Origin of the sequence: Williamsia muralis NBRC 105860 (assembly GCF_001598915.1) — a bacterium.
Lineage (GTDB): Bacteria > Actinomycetota > Actinomycetes > Mycobacteriales > Mycobacteriaceae > Williamsia > Williamsia muralis.
The window spans coordinates 883,125-896,214 of the sequence record NZ_BDAP01000001.1; the positions used below are offsets into that span (position 1 = coordinate 883,125).

The window sequence follows — 13,090 nt, forward strand, 5'->3', positions numbered from 1 at the left end:
GGTTGCTGAGGTGGCTCAGCCGGTTGCCTGCACCTGGTCCTGGATACGGGCAAAGGGACGCGCTGCCTCGAGCTCGAACGCCAACTCCAGCAGGGTTCGTTCGTCACCATGTGCCGCCGAGAAGTGCACGCCGATGGGCAGGCCGCCGGTGGTGCGACCCAGCGGTAGTGACATGGCCGGTCCACCGGCGGCGTTGTTCAACGGGGTGAAACTCACGTAGTTGACCAAGCGCGGGAACATTACGTCGAATCCGGCTGCGGGGGAGAGGTATCCGAGCTCCGGGGTGGTGTGCCCGAGAACCGGCGACAGCACGATGTCGAGGTCGGTGAATGTCTCGCGGTACTGGCGCTCGCTTCTCTTGAGGCCACGGATCGACAACGGCGTCAGCCATGGCCGGCGAACGAATTGCCGCGCCAGGCCTTTGGTCAGCGAGTCCGTCTTCGACTTGTCGAACGGAGAACCCGTCACCCGACCGCCGAAATGCTGGGTGGAGAAGGCCATCAGAGCCCAGTAGTGGATGAAGTCGCGGACAAAGGTCTGATCGGTGGGAATCGTGATGTCGCGGACGTCGTGACCCAGAGATGCCAGCAGCGCTGCCGTGTCGTCGACGGCCGACTTGGTCTCTGCGTCGGTGGGTTCGCCTGCGATGGAATCGGTGATCAATCCGATCCGCAGACGTCGCTCGGATGGGCCTTCCACCTTGCCCACGCGGGGCAACTTCGCGGCGGGCCGGAACTGTTCGATTGCTGCGACGAACGCAGCGGTGTCGCGCACGGTACGGGTCACCGCGTTGTTCGACACGATGTCGACCGGCATCTGCTTGCCCTGCAACGACTGCACCTCGCGGCCTCGCGTCAACTTGAGGCCGACCAATCCGCATGCGGCAGCCGGGATACGGATCGACCCGCCGCCGTCGTTGGCGTGAGCGATCGGCACCACCCCTGCAGCGACCAGCGCGGCCGACCCGCCGGATGAGGCACCGGCGGAATACGCGGTGTTCCACGGATTTCGGGTGGGCGGCAGGTGCTGGAATTCGGTGGTCGCGTTGAAGCCGAACTCGGGCAGGGTGGTCTTGCCCAGCATCGTCATGCCTGAGGCGAGGTACTGCTCGGCGTACGGCTCCGTGGTGGCCTTGACCTTCGGGTGAACGGCTTCGGAGCCGTGGCCCGTGGGCAGGCCGGCGATATCGGTGTTGTCCTTGATGAAGGTCGGGACCCCAGCGAACACCCCGTCGGCCGGCCGCTCGGAGGCAGTGCGGGCGCGGTCGTAGTCCGTCACCACGATCGCGTTGAGTTCGGGATTCACCTTCTCCGCGCGGGCGATGGCGGAGTCGGCTGCCTCGCGCGCGCTGATCTCACCTGCGGCGATCGCTGCGGCCAGTGACGTGGCGTCGTGTTCGCCGAGCGCGTCGTCGGTGAACGCGTGGACGTGGGTTCGGTCGGTCATGGACTCACGCTAGCCCTCCGATATTGGTAAGACCACTTGACCTATGGCCAGGGTCGCTTCTATCGTCGGGTCATGCCGTTCGAACCGATCAGACATCGCAGCGTGCCCGAAGACGTGTTCGAGCAGATCGTCGACGGAGTGCTCAGCGGGGACCTGCCCGCAGGCCAGAACCTGCCCAGCGAGCGGGAGTTGGCCCGAGTGCTGGGTGTGTCGAGACCGGCCATTCGTGAGGCCATGAAGCGTGTGGCCGCGGCAGGTTTGGTCAGCATCAAGCAGGGTGGGGGCACCACAGTCCAGGACGTCAGAAGGTTCGGCGGGCTCGATCTGCTTCCTCGACTGCTGTTTCGAGGAGGCGAACTCGATGTGTCCGTGGCCCGCTCGGTGGTGGAGGCCAGGGCGCACATCGGACCCAAGGTGGCCGAACTGGCTGCGCAGCGTGCAAACGCTACTCAGATAGCCGCGGCGCGGTCGGCGGCGCAGAAGCTCGCCGACACTGCAGAGCCTGTGGCGCAACAGGTTGCCGCGCTCGATTTCTGGGACGCGGTGGTCGATGGTGCCGACTCGATCACTTTCCGGCTCTTGTACAACACCATGCGGGCCGCTTACGAGCCGGCGTTGTCAGCGTTCGCGGTGGCGCTGGCTGACGAAGTCGGCAACGCCGACGGTTACCGCGCGATCGTCGAGGCGATCGCCGATCGCGATCCTGCGGCGGCCACCAAGGCGGCCGCCAGCCTGCTCGAACCCGCCACATCGATCTTGATGTCGGCGTTCGGAGACATGGAGACCTTGCTGCGCGAGGGGACAGTCGATACGGAGGACACCGATGACATCTGACCGTCGAGCCCATGACCGGGTTCGTAAAGACGAGCAGGGGCGATCGAGCACTCGCCGTGGACTGACCCTCGGGGCCGCGTTCGGCGAGTTCGTGCGACATCCCACACCGTGGATGATCGCGGTGCTGCTGGCCGGGGCCGGTACAGCTCGCGTCGTGGTGGCCGATTGGCACTGGACCGACGCGGTGGTACCGGCGGTGATGATCGCGTCGTTCCCGCTGGCGGAGTGGATCATTCACGTCGGTGTTCTCCACTGGCGCCCGAGATCTGTCGGTTCGCTGAAGGTCGATTCACTGCTCTCGCGCAAACATCGTGAACACCACCGGGATCCGCGGAACATACCGCTGATCTTCATCCCGTGGCAGGTGCTCTGCGTCGTGATCCCGGTCGCAGTCCTGATCGGCGTCTTCGCGTTCGGACCGCTCGGGCTGGGACTGACATTCCTGACCACTCTGGGTGCGCTGGGGCTGGTCTACGAGTGGACGCACTATCTGATCCATACCGACTACAAGCCGAAAAGCCGTCTGTACAAGGCGACGTGGCGCAACCACCGGTTTCATCACTACAAGAGCGAGCACTATTGGTTCACCGTGACCACCTCCGGTACGGCCGATCGGCTGCTGGGGACGGACCCTGATCCCGAGTCGGTCGAGAAGTCACCGACGGCGAAAAACCTTCACGCCCTGAGTTGACCCCGTTGTCCCGGCGCTCGAGGTGTTCAGCCGGGTTTGCGGGCAGTGACGTACTGGGCCTGGCCGGTGACGGTCTGTTCGATGTCGACAAGACCGGCTGCCCGCAGTCGGTCGGTCACCTCGTTCCCCTCGAAGAGGTGGTAGCCGCTCCGGCCGGCGACCAACGACACACCCGGAAGCGATGTGAGTGGGGTGCGCAGGGAGGTGAAGACCGCGACCTCGCCCTGCGGCGCCGTCACCCTGGCGAGCTCATCGAGCACCACGCCGGGGTCGGGAACGAGGTAAAGAGCGGCCAGGCAGCAGACGGTGTCGAAAGTGCCGTCGGGAAAAGGTATCTCGTGCGCGTCGGCGCGTATGTATGCCACTCGCGGACCGCTGTTGGTGCGCACCGCCCGTTCGATCATCGGAACCGAGAAGTCCAGACCCACGCACACTCCCTTCCCGGTCAGCTGATCGGACAGTGTGCGGGTGTAATTGCCGGGGCCGCATGCCACATCGAGGATGGTGCGGTCGCCGGCGCGGCCCAGACGCGCAACCAGTTGCCGGTCGAACTCTTTTGTGGACGTGCCGCCCAGGCTGAACAGTCGGGTGAACACCGGCCGCCATGCCCGCTCATAGATGGTGGCGAACACCGGGTTCTGCATGATCGACAAGCTGGTGCTCGCAGCGGGCTCGGGTGGTCCCAGGAGGTCGAGGTAACCGCGGCTGTCGTCGATGGGCCCGGGCACCCGCTCCGGGTCGAGCATGTCGCGAACCTTGTCGGTGGCGGCGCTCAATGGTCACGCTCGATGCGCAACGTTCCGATCGTGGTGGCCAGCGAATCGTATTGACCGACGAGCAGGACGAACTCGATGAGTCGGCGGTCGTCGAGATGCGCCGACAGCTCTTTCCACGTCACGTCGCTCAGATCCTTGGTACCCACCAGCTCGTCGACCGCGCGCAGCAGCGCCAGTTCTTTGCCCGACCATCCCGCGTCCGGCCCCTGGAGGATCCGCGAGAACTCCGCCTCGTCGATGCCTGCTCGCTTGCCGAGACGCTTGTGATGGTCGAGTTCGTACTCGCAGGTGCGTAGATGGGCGGTTCTGATGATCACCAGTTCGGTGTCGTGCCGAGCGAGTGAGCCGAACGGCATCATCTTCGCCGAATAGTGCAGCCATCCACGAAAGAGGCCCTTGCCGCGGCCCAGCGTGGAGAACAGGTGCATGTCCGACAGGCCGAGGGTGCGCGCGGCACCCTTGCTGATCACCCAGTTGAACGGTCCGAGTTGACGAAGGTTTCCGGGGTCGATCCGTTGTGAACTCACCAAGCCAACCTATCGGAGTGGCGCCGACCCGGAGTCGCACACAATCATTTGAGATCCTGAAAAAGCGCCGTCGGCATTCGGTGCGCCTGAGTGGTCGCCGAGCGGGGCATTCGGGCAGAGTTGATCGGGGCGGCTTGATGATCGAGGAGTGGAGCGACTCGTGCGTCGGATACTGATCGTGGTCGGGGCCGCGCTTGCGGCCATGGCCGTTCTTGCCGGGTGCGGCGGTAGCGATGTCGGTGGTTTTGCCGAACTCGAGAAATCAGGTGTGCTGCGGGTGGGGACAGAGGGCACGTATCCGCCCTTCAGCTACCACGACTCCCAGACCGGCGAACTGGTCGGCTACGACGTCGACGTCGCAAAGGCCGTGGGCGACAAGCTCGGTCTGCGGGTGGAGTTCGTCGAGGTGCCCTTCGACTCGATCTTCGCCGCCCTCGAGGCCGACCGCTTCGATGTGGTGGCCAATCAGGTCACCATCACCGACGAGCGCAAGGCGAAATACGACCTGTCGGAGCCCTACGCGATCGGAGAGGGCGTGATCGTCACCCAGGCCGACGACACGTCCATCACGTCGCTGGCCGACCTCCGGGGCAAGACCACCGCGCAGACGGAGACCAGCAACTGGGCCGGGGTGGCACGAGACGCCGGGGCAACCGTCGAGTCGGTGGACGGTTTCACCCCCGCGATCAAACTGCTCAACCAGGGCCGTGTGCAGGCCACGGTCAACGACAGTCTCTCGGTGCTCGCCTATCAGGCCACCACCGGCGACACCAGCATCAAGATCGCCGCGAACATCGGGGAGCGCTCTGAGCAGGCGTTTGCCGCCCGCAAGGACAGCGGACTGCTCGACAACATCAACGGCGCGCTGGACGAGCTCCGGGCGGACGGAACCCTGGAAGAGATCTCGCAGACCTACCTCGACGCCAACGCAGCCGGCACGGCCGAGGAGAAGACAGCACCGAGCACGTGGGGACTCATCGCCGACAACCTCTGGCCGATGGCCAAGGCCACCATCACCGTCACCATCCCGCTGACGGCGATCAGCTTCTTCTTCGGACTGGTCATCGCGCTCGGCGTGGCACTGGCGAGGATGTCGAGGAACCGGGCCATCTCCTCGGTGGCCCGGATCTACATATCCCTGATCCGAGGCACCCCGTTGCTGGTGCAGCTCTTCATCATCTTCTACGCACTGCCCGAATTGAACATCCTCATCAATCCGTTCCCCGCCGCAGCAATCGCGTTCAGCCTCAACGTCGGTGGCTACGCTGCCGAGATCATCAGGGCGGCCATCGGCAGCATTCCCAAGGGTCAGTGGGAGGCCGCGGAGACGATCGGGATGGGCTACACCACCGCCCTTCGGCGCATCATCCTGCCTCAGGCTCTGCGCACGGCTGTTCCGCCGCTGTCGAACACCCTGATCTCATTGGTGAAAGACACATCGCTGGCCTCCACGATCCTGGTGACCGAGCTTCTACGGACCGCACAGATCGCGGCAGCCCCCGCCTTCGAGTACTTCGCCCTCTACGGCACCGCCGCCCTGTATTACTGGATTGTGTGCCTTGCGCTGTCCTTTGCGCAGGGACGCCTCGAGTTCCGACTGGACAGGTTTGTGGCCAAATGACCGATCTCCGTAAATCCCAGCCCACCGGCGACCTGGTCACCGTCACCGGTCTCTCCAAATCATTCGGCGACAACCACGTGCTCCGGGGCATCGACTTCACCGTTGCAACCGGATCGGTCACCACGCTGATCGGCCCTTCCGGATCAGGCAAGACGACCATCCTGCGCTCGCTCAACGCACTCGACATCCCCGACGGCGGCCAGGTCTCCATCGCCGACGTCGCCGTCGACTTCGACGCACCGGTCGCAAAGCCGCTGCTGGCCCGGTACCGGGCGCAGTCGGGCATGGTGTTCCAGGGACACAATCTGTTTCCGCACAAGACGGTGCTGGAGAACATCATCGAAGGCCCGACGATCGTGCAGAAGCGCCCGCGCGACGAGGTCATCACCGAGGCCAACGCATTGCTCGAGCAAGTCGGCCTGACCGACAAGCGCGACCAGTACCCGCATCAGCTGTCCGGTGGTCAGCAGCAGCGCGTGGGAATCGCCCGAGCGCTCGCACTCAAGCCCAAACTGATGCTGTTCGACGAGCCCACGTCAGCTTTGGACCCCGAGCTGGTGGGGGAGGTGCTCGGGGTGATGAAAGACCTTGCCGCACAAGGTTGGACGATGATCGTGGTGACCCATGAGATCCACTTCGCGCAGAAGGTCGCCGACCAGGTGCTGTTCGCCGACGGCGGGGTGGTGTTGGAGAAGGGGCCACCTGCCGAGGTGATCGGCGCACCGAAACACCAACGGACCAAGCAGTTCCTGCGGCGTATCCTCGATCCGGTCTAGGTCCTGGCGGCTCGGGTTCAGCGCACCAGGTACGGCGATACGGTGCTGCGGTGTTCGTCGATGTCGAGCTTGACGCCGAGCGCAGGGAAGGCTCGCTGCGGGCAATTGACCCGTTCACAGACCCGGCACCCGGCACCGATCGGGGTCACGTTGGCCTGCGGACCGATCTCGAGACCGTCGGAGTACACGAGCCGCGCCGCATGACGTTGCTCGCAACCCAGCCCGATGGCAAAAGTCTTGCCGGGCTGGCCGAACCGCGCCGCCCGCCGCTCGACGGTGCGCGCCACCCAGAGGTAGTTGCGACCGTCGGGCATCTGGGCGATCTGGATCTGGATCTTGCCGGGCGAGCCGAACGTCTCGTACACGTTCCACAGCGGGCACGTGCCGCCGCTGTTCGAGAAGTGAAAACCGGTGGCGGACTGCCGTTTCGACATGTTGCCGGCGCGGTCGACGCGCACGAACGTGAACGGCACACCGCGAAGGTTGGGGCGCTGCAGAGTGGACAGCCGATGGCAGATCGTCTCGTACGACACCGAGAAGAACGCCGAGAGCCGCTCGATGTCGTAGCGATAATCCTCTGCGGCACCGTGGAATTGGGAATAGGGCAGCACCGCGGCGGCGGCGTAGTAGTTCGCCATCCCGAGCAGGGCCAGCCGCCGGGCTTCGTCCGAGGTGAAGTTGCCCTCGTCGACCATCTGACGCATGAGGTCGCCGCACTCGAGGTGCCCGAGTTCGGCTGCCAGCTTGAACACCCGCTGTCCCTGGGAGAGGTGCCCCGAGATCTCCAGACGTCGTGTGACCGGGTCGAATCGGTGCAGCACGGTGTCGCCCAGGTCGACGCGTCGCACGATCTGTACCCCGTGCACCGTCTGCAGTCTGTCGGTGATCTCGTGCCGAACGTCGCCGGAGTGCATCCGCATGCGGGTGGTGAGCTCCTCGGCGGCGGTGTCGAGCTCGTGGAGGTAGTTGTGACGCTGATAGAAGTAGTCGCGCACCTCTTCGTGCGGTGCGCTGATCGAACCGCGCATGCTGCCGTCGCCCCGGTCGTCGGTTGCGGCTGCGAGTTGATCGGTGGCGATCCGATATCTGCGGTGCAGGTTCACCATGGCCTTGGCGAGTTCGGGATGGCTGGCAACCAGATCGGTGATCTCCTGAGCGTCGGCGCGCGCGCCCACGTCCTCGTCCATCACCACCTCACGCACCTCGGCGATCAGCCGCGCATTGTCCTGAGAATCGAAGAACGAGGTGTCGACGCCGAACACCTCGCTGATCTTGAGCAATACGGGAGCGGTCAGAGGTCGTGCGTCGTGCTCGATCTGGTTGAGATACGACGGGGAGATGTCCAGTGACTGCGCCAGGGCAACCTGGGAGATGCCGCGCTCGGAGCGCAGCTGTCGCAGTCGGGCGCCGACGTAGGTCTTGGGCATCCTTCTAGCGTAGGCGGCTCGCGACCGACGCCAGGTGTGCCGGAACGAGGTCGACCAGCGAGTTGTCCGGATGGATGCGCTGCGGCGGCGGCGCTGACGTGGTCGCCGGTGGCACTGCCTGACCTGTCTAATCTGTGGGGGTGTTGCGCAGACGAGCGGGTGCAGGCGTCATCGTCCTGACGGTGCTGGGCCTGATCAGCGCCGGATGCGGCGACGATTCGACAGACGATGGGCCCGCATCGTCGTCGTCAGAGGAACCGACGAGTCTCGCGGAGAAGTTGCTGCCCGCCCGTGAGTTCCCGGACGGATACCAACCGACTGAGTTGGGGATCGTCGATCTCCGCGACCAGAATGCGGCCGCCCTGGCCGCGGCGCAGACCGCCGTGTTCGAACCGGCGCAGTGCCGGCCCACCGCCGACGCCGATCTCAACGGACAACTCGATGCGGGCAACGCTGCCGTGTCGGCACGCCAGTCCCCGGTCGGGAACACGATCACCGAGCTCGTGACCACTGCGGTCCGAGACATCGACGCCGATGTCCGGACAAGCACCGGCGCGTGCGCCAGGGTCACCGTCACGATCACGCAGGGGAGCACTGCGGGCACCACGGTGGCGACCGACAACCAGCGGCTGAGCCCGCCGCCGTTGCCGACGTCAGTGTCGTTGCTGGTGAAGTCGACCGCGACGACGACGTATCCCGGTGGCCGTACCGACGTCCAGCAGACCTTGGCCGGCTATGCGGTCGTCGACGGGACCACGGTGCAGGTGGTGGCCATCTCGTCCGAGGGTGGGATGAGCGACCTCGGCTTCTCGGACCTGTTCAAGCGCGCGGTCCTTCGCGCTGCGGCCTGACCCTTCGGCATCGGCTGGACACAGCTCGTGTCCGATTCTGGATGTGATTGTGGTCACCGCAAGTCCGTTGCTGCCGGTGGCCGACGCGGGTTGAGTGTTGCTCACGGTCACAGGAACCGAGCGAGAGGCCCCGCTGCAAAATCCCAGTACGCGCGTACTTTTTGCGTACTGGAGAGTAGTTAATTCAGGCCGGTTCACAGCCTGATCTTCGCAAAGTTTGCAAAACGGAGGGAAAAGCTGGCCCGAATTCACACAACACAACCTGTGGACCTGCGGATTTGTGTGTGGCACTCTCGGTTAAGGCACCGCCTCGCCAGGGTGAAGAAGTTGTTAATTTGCCCCGATCAGGTTCGGCTGGGCTCCGGACCCACCGGAGCGGGCCACTACACCAGCAAGCTAACGAAAATGGAGTGCGAGATATGAGCACCGTCGGAAAACCAAGGACTGCCGAAGAGATCCAGCAGGACTGGGACACCAATCCTCGTTGGAAGGGCATCACCCGCGACTACAGCGCAGAGTCGGTCGCGAACCTCCAGGGTTCTGTGGTCGAAGAGCAGACCCTCGCGCGCCGTGGCGCCGAGATCCTCTGGGAGGGTGTCACCCAGGGTGACGGCAGCTACATCAACGCACTCGGTGCCCTGACCGGTAACCAGGCTGTGCAGCAGGTTCGCGCCGGCCTCAAGGCCGTGTACCTCTCCGGCTGGCAGGTCGCCGGCGACGCCAACCTCTCGGGCCACACCTACCCGGACCAGTCGCTGTACCCCGCGAACTCGGTTCCCTCGGTCGTCCGTCGCATCAACAACGCTCTGCTGCGCGCCGACGAGATCGCCCGCGTCGAGGGTGACAACACCGTCGACAACTGGGTTGTCCCCATCGTCGCCGACGGTGAAGCCGGCTTCGGTGGCGCGCTGAACGTCTACGAGCTGCAGAAGGCCATGATCGCAGCAGGAGCCGCCGGCACCCACTGGGAAGACCAGCTGGCTTCGGAGAAGAAGTGCGGCCACCTCGGTGGCAAGGTGCTCATCCCGACCCAGCAGCACATCCGCACCCTGAGCGCGGCGCGCCTGGCTGCAGACGTCGCAAACGTCCCGACCGTGGTCATCGCCCGCACCGACGCCGAGGCCGCCACGCTGATCACCTCCGACGTCGACGATCGGGACAAGAAGTTCGTCACCGGTGAGCGCACCGCCGAGGGCTACTACCACGTCAAGAACGGCATCGAGCCGTGCATCGAGCGCGCCAAGTCCTACGCGCCGTACGCCGACATGATCTGGATGGAGACCGGCACCCCCGATCTCGAGCTCGCTCGCAAGTTCGCCGAGTCCGTCAAGAGCGAGTTCCCGGACCAGCTGCTGTCCTACAACTGCAGCCCGTCGTTCAACTGGAGCAAGCACCTCGACGATTCCACGATCGCGAAGTTCCAGAACGAGCTCGGCGCCATGGGATTCACGTTCCAGTTCATCACCCTGGCCGGCTTCCACTCGCTCAACTACGGCATGTTCGATCTCGCCTACGGTTACGCCCGCGAGCAGATGACGGCGTTCGTCGACCTGCAGAACCGCGAGTTCAAGGCCGCCGACGAGCGCGGCTTCACCGCCGTCAAGCACCAGCGTGAGGTCGGCGCCGGCTACTTCGACAACATCGCCACCACCGTCGATCCCACCAGCAGCACCACCGCGCTGGCAGGAAGCACCGAAGAAGGCCAATTCCACTGAGCCGCCACCCCGGGACTCTAGCGAACTAGTCAGGCGGTCCGCAGCTTCACGTTGCGGGCCGCCTGCTGGTTTTCCGGGTGAGTTCTGGGCGTGCCCCACAAGGGTTACCCTCCTCTCGCCTTTTGATGTCGGTTGTTTTGGTTCGAAGATCTCGGTTCCGATTTTCGGTTCAAAGATGTTGTGCTCGTTGTTTTTTAGGAGCTTGTTGTGAGCGAGAAGATTTCGCGGGTCGGCGTGATCGGTGCCGGTCAGATGGGCGCAGGCATTGCCGAGGTCTGTGCCCGGGCGCACGCCGACGTGTTGGTGTACGAGACGACCCGCGAGCTCGCAGCCGCCGGAAGATCCCGCATCCTGCGATCCCTTGATCGCGGTGTGAGCAGCGGAAAGCTCACCGAACGCGAACGGGAGCAGGCCTCCGCGCGGCTGCGGTTCACCACCGATCTGGGCGACTTCGCTGACCGGCAGATGGTGTGTGAGGCAGTGATCGAAGACGAATCGATCAAGACCGAGATCTTCGAGCAGCTCGACAAAGTGGTCACCGACCCGAATGCCGTGCTCGCTTCCAACACCTCCTCGATCCCGATCATGAAGCTAGGCATGGCCACAGCCAATGCGGACCGTGTGATCGGCATGCACTTCTTCAACCCGGTTCCGGTACTCCCACTCGTCGAGCTGGTGACCACGTTGATGACCTCGCCCGAGGTGACCACGCGCGCAGAGCAATTCGCCCGTGACATCCTGGGCAAAGAAGTGGTCCGATCGGCAGATCGCTCCGGGTTTGTTGTCAACGCACTCCTGGTTCCCTACCTTCTCTCCGCGATTCGCATGGTGGAGAGTGGATTTGCCACGGTGGAAGACATCGACAAGGCCATGGTGCTCGGCTGTGCCCACCCGATGGGCCCGCTCAAACTGAGTGACCTCGTCGGTCTCGACACGGTCAAGGCGATCGCCGACAAGATGTACGAAGAGTTCAAGGAACCGTTGTACGCCCCGCCCCCTGTGTTGCTGCGCATGGTGGAGGCCGGCCGGCTCGGCAAGAAGTCCGGGCACGGGTTCTACAAGTACGAGTCCGCGAAAGCCGGCGTCAAGAACTGACGGACTGGACGAGAGCCAACTGACTGCATCGGCGCACGCGCACGTGCGTAGCGCACCGATTCGAACCGGTGCGTCGTGCACGAATGCAGGCGTGGGTCAGGCGGGTGGGAACAGTGGTCCGCCACCGAACGGTTCGCGGTGTGATTTCGGTGGCGTCCCGTCGTTGTTCACCAACCCGTACTGCGCGCCGAGTTCCGCGGTCACCAGGGTGTGGCCGTTGCGCTCGGGCAACGAGGGGTCCTGCCACAGACGGTCGATGACGCGGCCGACGAACTGCGGATGTTCCGCCTCGTCGAGCCGGAAACCGGCGAACTCCTCGATGCCCAGCGACATCAGCAGCTCGGTCTGAATCAGGCCCAGCCACAACGAGATCGCGGCCACGCCGGTGCCGGAGAGTTCGTGGCCCATGTCGAAGGCCATCTTGTCGAGGGCGGCTTTGCTCATGCCGTACAGCACCGAATGCAGGTGGCCGCGGGTCCCGAACGACGAGATGTTGACCATCAGGCCGCTGCCCTGCGGAACCATGATCTTCGCGGCCTCCACGCAGGCGACGTAGTGTGCCCGCAAACCGACCGTGATCAGGGTGTCCCAATCACCGACCGGCCGCTCCCAGAACTTGTCGCTGAATCCGCCGAACCCCTTCGGGGCCGCCCAGACATTGTTGACCAGCAGGTCGAGTCGACCATGCTCGGCCGAGATCTGGTCGAACAAGGCGGACACCGAGGCGTCGTCGGAGTGGTCACAGCTCACGCCGACCGCGGCGCCACCAGACGCGTTGATCTCCGACGCCGTCTGTCCCAGTGGCTCATCCGGCGTCACACCACCGCGGGCGGTCACGTAGACGGTCCAGCCGCAGGCCCCCAATGCCGTTGCCACACCCTTGCCGACGCCACGGCTGGCGCCGGTCACCAACGCCACGCGTTCGGTCACCGGATGTCCTCTCCGGTCGACGTCCCCGGGATGTGGATGTCGTCGCGATCGACGTCGTCGGGTAGCTGCGCGAACGGGGGAGCGGTGACGCCTTCGATGGTGAAACCGCCGAACAGGTCCACCGCGGACAGCTCACCCTCGCCCGCCCCTTCCGGAGTCTCGACGATGGCCCGGGTTCCGGCGGCTATCACCACGTCGGCGGGCAGTGCCGGCGCGAGCCCGCGGATGCGTCCGGCCCAGACGTAACGACCTGCCAGCGGGTCGAAATGCCCCGACAACTCCACCTGAACCTGCGCGGGCTCGTGCCCGTCGATCGTCACCGTCGCCGGACCTGAGTAGGACCCGGCCCCGTCGTCCTCGTGCTCAGCCATGCCGACAAACCTATCCCGCGGCCGTCGGCG

The 13,090-nt window shown here is 64.8% G+C and carries 13 protein-coding genes; 7 read left to right on the forward strand and 6 right to left on the reverse strand.

The genetic code is table 11. The features are described 5' to 3' along the window. Positions 1-15 precede the first annotated feature (15 nt). Positions 16-1,446 carry an amidase gene (locus WIMU1_RS04285; protein WP_062795247.1) on the reverse strand — a complete coding sequence of 477 codons (1,431 nt, stop codon included), beginning with the start codon at positions 1,444-1,446 and terminating at the stop codon, positions 16-18. Between the two features lie 72 nt (positions 1,447-1,518). Here WIMU1_RS04285 and WIMU1_RS04290 point away from each other — a divergent pair, with 72 nt between their 5' ends. Together WIMU1_RS04290 and WIMU1_RS04295 are read left to right on the forward strand one after the other, a co-directional pair. After that, positions 1,519-2,280 (forward strand): FadR/GntR family transcriptional regulator, encoded by a 762-nt coding sequence (locus WIMU1_RS04290; protein ID WP_062795248.1) that lies wholly within the window; start codon positions 1,519-1,521, stop codon positions 2,278-2,280. Then, entirely contained in the window at positions 2,270-2,971 is a 702-nt protein-coding gene (locus WIMU1_RS04295; protein ID WP_062795249.1) for a sterol desaturase family protein, read from the forward strand. Before WIMU1_RS04290 ends, WIMU1_RS04295 begins: the two co-directional genes overlap by 11 nt. Positions 2,972-2,997: 26 nt before the next feature. On the opposite strand, the gene WIMU1_RS04300 is transcribed toward WIMU1_RS04295, so the two are convergent. Next, the gene (locus WIMU1_RS04300) at positions 2,998-3,717 is read right to left on the reverse strand and encodes a class I SAM-dependent methyltransferase (RefSeq protein WP_084248061.1); all 720 of its coding nucleotides are present in this window, start codon (positions 3,715-3,717) and stop codon (positions 2,998-3,000) included. 26 nt (positions 3,718-3,743) lie between these two features. Then, positions 3,744-4,274, reverse strand: a complete 531-nt coding sequence (locus tag WIMU1_RS04305) for a carboxymuconolactone decarboxylase family protein (protein ID WP_023957520.1) — start codon at positions 4,272-4,274, stop codon at positions 3,744-3,746. Between the two features lie 202 nt (positions 4,275-4,476). On the opposite strand from WIMU1_RS04305, the gene WIMU1_RS25735 reads away from it, so the two are divergent. Next, a complete protein-coding gene (locus WIMU1_RS25735; RefSeq protein WP_084248062.1) occupies positions 4,477-5,895 on the forward strand; it encodes an ABC transporter permease subunit in 1,419 nt (472 codons plus the stop codon). Then, complete coding sequence (locus WIMU1_RS04320) at positions 5,892-6,671, forward strand: amino acid ABC transporter ATP-binding protein (RefSeq protein ID WP_062795250.1); 780 nt, start codon at positions 5,892-5,894, stop codon at positions 6,669-6,671. Before WIMU1_RS25735 ends, WIMU1_RS04320 begins: the two co-directional genes overlap by 4 nt. Before the next feature lie 17 nt (positions 6,672-6,688). Here the strand turns inward: WIMU1_RS04320 and ramB are convergent, their stop codons facing one another. Further along, positions 6,689-8,098, reverse strand: coding sequence for an acetate metabolism transcriptional regulator RamB (ramB, locus tag WIMU1_RS04325; RefSeq protein WP_062795251.1), 1,410 nt, complete (start codon positions 8,096-8,098; stop codon positions 6,689-6,691). 140 nt (positions 8,099-8,238) lie between these two features. Here ramB and WIMU1_RS04330 point away from each other — a divergent pair, with 140 nt between their 5' ends. From WIMU1_RS04330 to WIMU1_RS04340, 3 genes are all read left to right on the forward strand, one after another. Further along, positions 8,239-8,949 (forward strand): hypothetical protein, encoded by a 711-nt coding sequence (locus WIMU1_RS04330; RefSeq protein ID WP_147431426.1) that lies wholly within the window; start codon positions 8,239-8,241, stop codon positions 8,947-8,949. Between the two features lie 419 nt (positions 8,950-9,368). After that, positions 9,369-10,664, forward strand: a complete 1,296-nt coding sequence (gene aceA / locus WIMU1_RS04335) for an isocitrate lyase (RefSeq protein WP_062795253.1) — start codon at positions 9,369-9,371, stop codon at positions 10,662-10,664. A 207-nt stretch (positions 10,665-10,871) separates the two neighbouring features. After that, positions 10,872-11,759, forward strand: a complete 888-nt coding sequence (locus WIMU1_RS04340) for a 3-hydroxybutyryl-CoA dehydrogenase (protein ID WP_084247985.1) — start codon at positions 10,872-10,874, stop codon at positions 11,757-11,759. A gap of 96 nt (positions 11,760-11,855) precedes the next feature. Here the strand turns inward: WIMU1_RS04340 and WIMU1_RS04345 are convergent, their stop codons facing one another. Together WIMU1_RS04345 and WIMU1_RS04350 are read right to left on the reverse strand one after the other, a co-directional pair. Continuing rightward, positions 11,856-12,689 (reverse strand): SDR family NAD(P)-dependent oxidoreductase, encoded by an 834-nt coding sequence (locus tag WIMU1_RS04345; RefSeq protein WP_062795254.1) that lies wholly within the window; start codon positions 12,687-12,689, stop codon positions 11,856-11,858. Next, complete coding sequence (locus WIMU1_RS04350; RefSeq protein WP_062795255.1) at positions 12,686-13,060, reverse strand: DUF4873 domain-containing protein; 375 nt, start codon at positions 13,058-13,060, stop codon at positions 12,686-12,688. Before WIMU1_RS04350 ends, WIMU1_RS04345 begins: the two co-directional genes overlap by 4 nt. Between the last annotated feature and the right edge of the window lie 30 nt (positions 13,061-13,090).

Bases quoted from the DNA above. Each gene is read 5' to 3' on its own strand.
- WIMU1_RS04285 (WP_062795247.1), bottom strand. From the start codon at position 1,446: ATGACCGACCGAACCCACGTCCACGCGTTCACCGACGACGCGCTCGGC.
- WIMU1_RS04290 (WP_062795248.1), top strand. From the start codon at position 1,519: ATGCCGTTCGAACCGATCAGACATCGCAGCGTGCCCGAAGACGTGTTC.
- WIMU1_RS04295 (WP_062795249.1), top strand. From the start codon at position 2,270: ATGACATCTGACCGTCGAGCCCATGACCGGGTTCGTAAAGACGAGCAG.
- WIMU1_RS04300 (WP_084248061.1), bottom strand. From the start codon at position 3,717: ATGCTCGACCCGGAGCGGGTGCCCGGGCCCATCGACGACAGCCGCGGT.
- WIMU1_RS25735 (WP_084248062.1), top strand. From the start codon at position 4,477: ATGGCCGTTCTTGCCGGGTGCGGCGGTAGCGATGTCGGTGGTTTTGCC.
- WIMU1_RS04320 (WP_062795250.1), top strand. From the start codon at position 5,892: ATGACCGATCTCCGTAAATCCCAGCCCACCGGCGACCTGGTCACCGTC.
- ramB (WP_062795251.1), bottom strand. From the start codon at position 8,098: ATGCCCAAGACCTACGTCGGCGCCCGACTGCGACAGCTGCGCTCCGAG.
- aceA (WP_062795253.1), top strand. From the start codon at position 9,369: ATGAGCACCGTCGGAAAACCAAGGACTGCCGAAGAGATCCAGCAGGAC.
- WIMU1_RS04350 (WP_062795255.1), bottom strand. From the start codon at position 13,060: ATGGCTGAGCACGAGGACGACGGGGCCGGGTCCTACTCAGGTCCGGCG.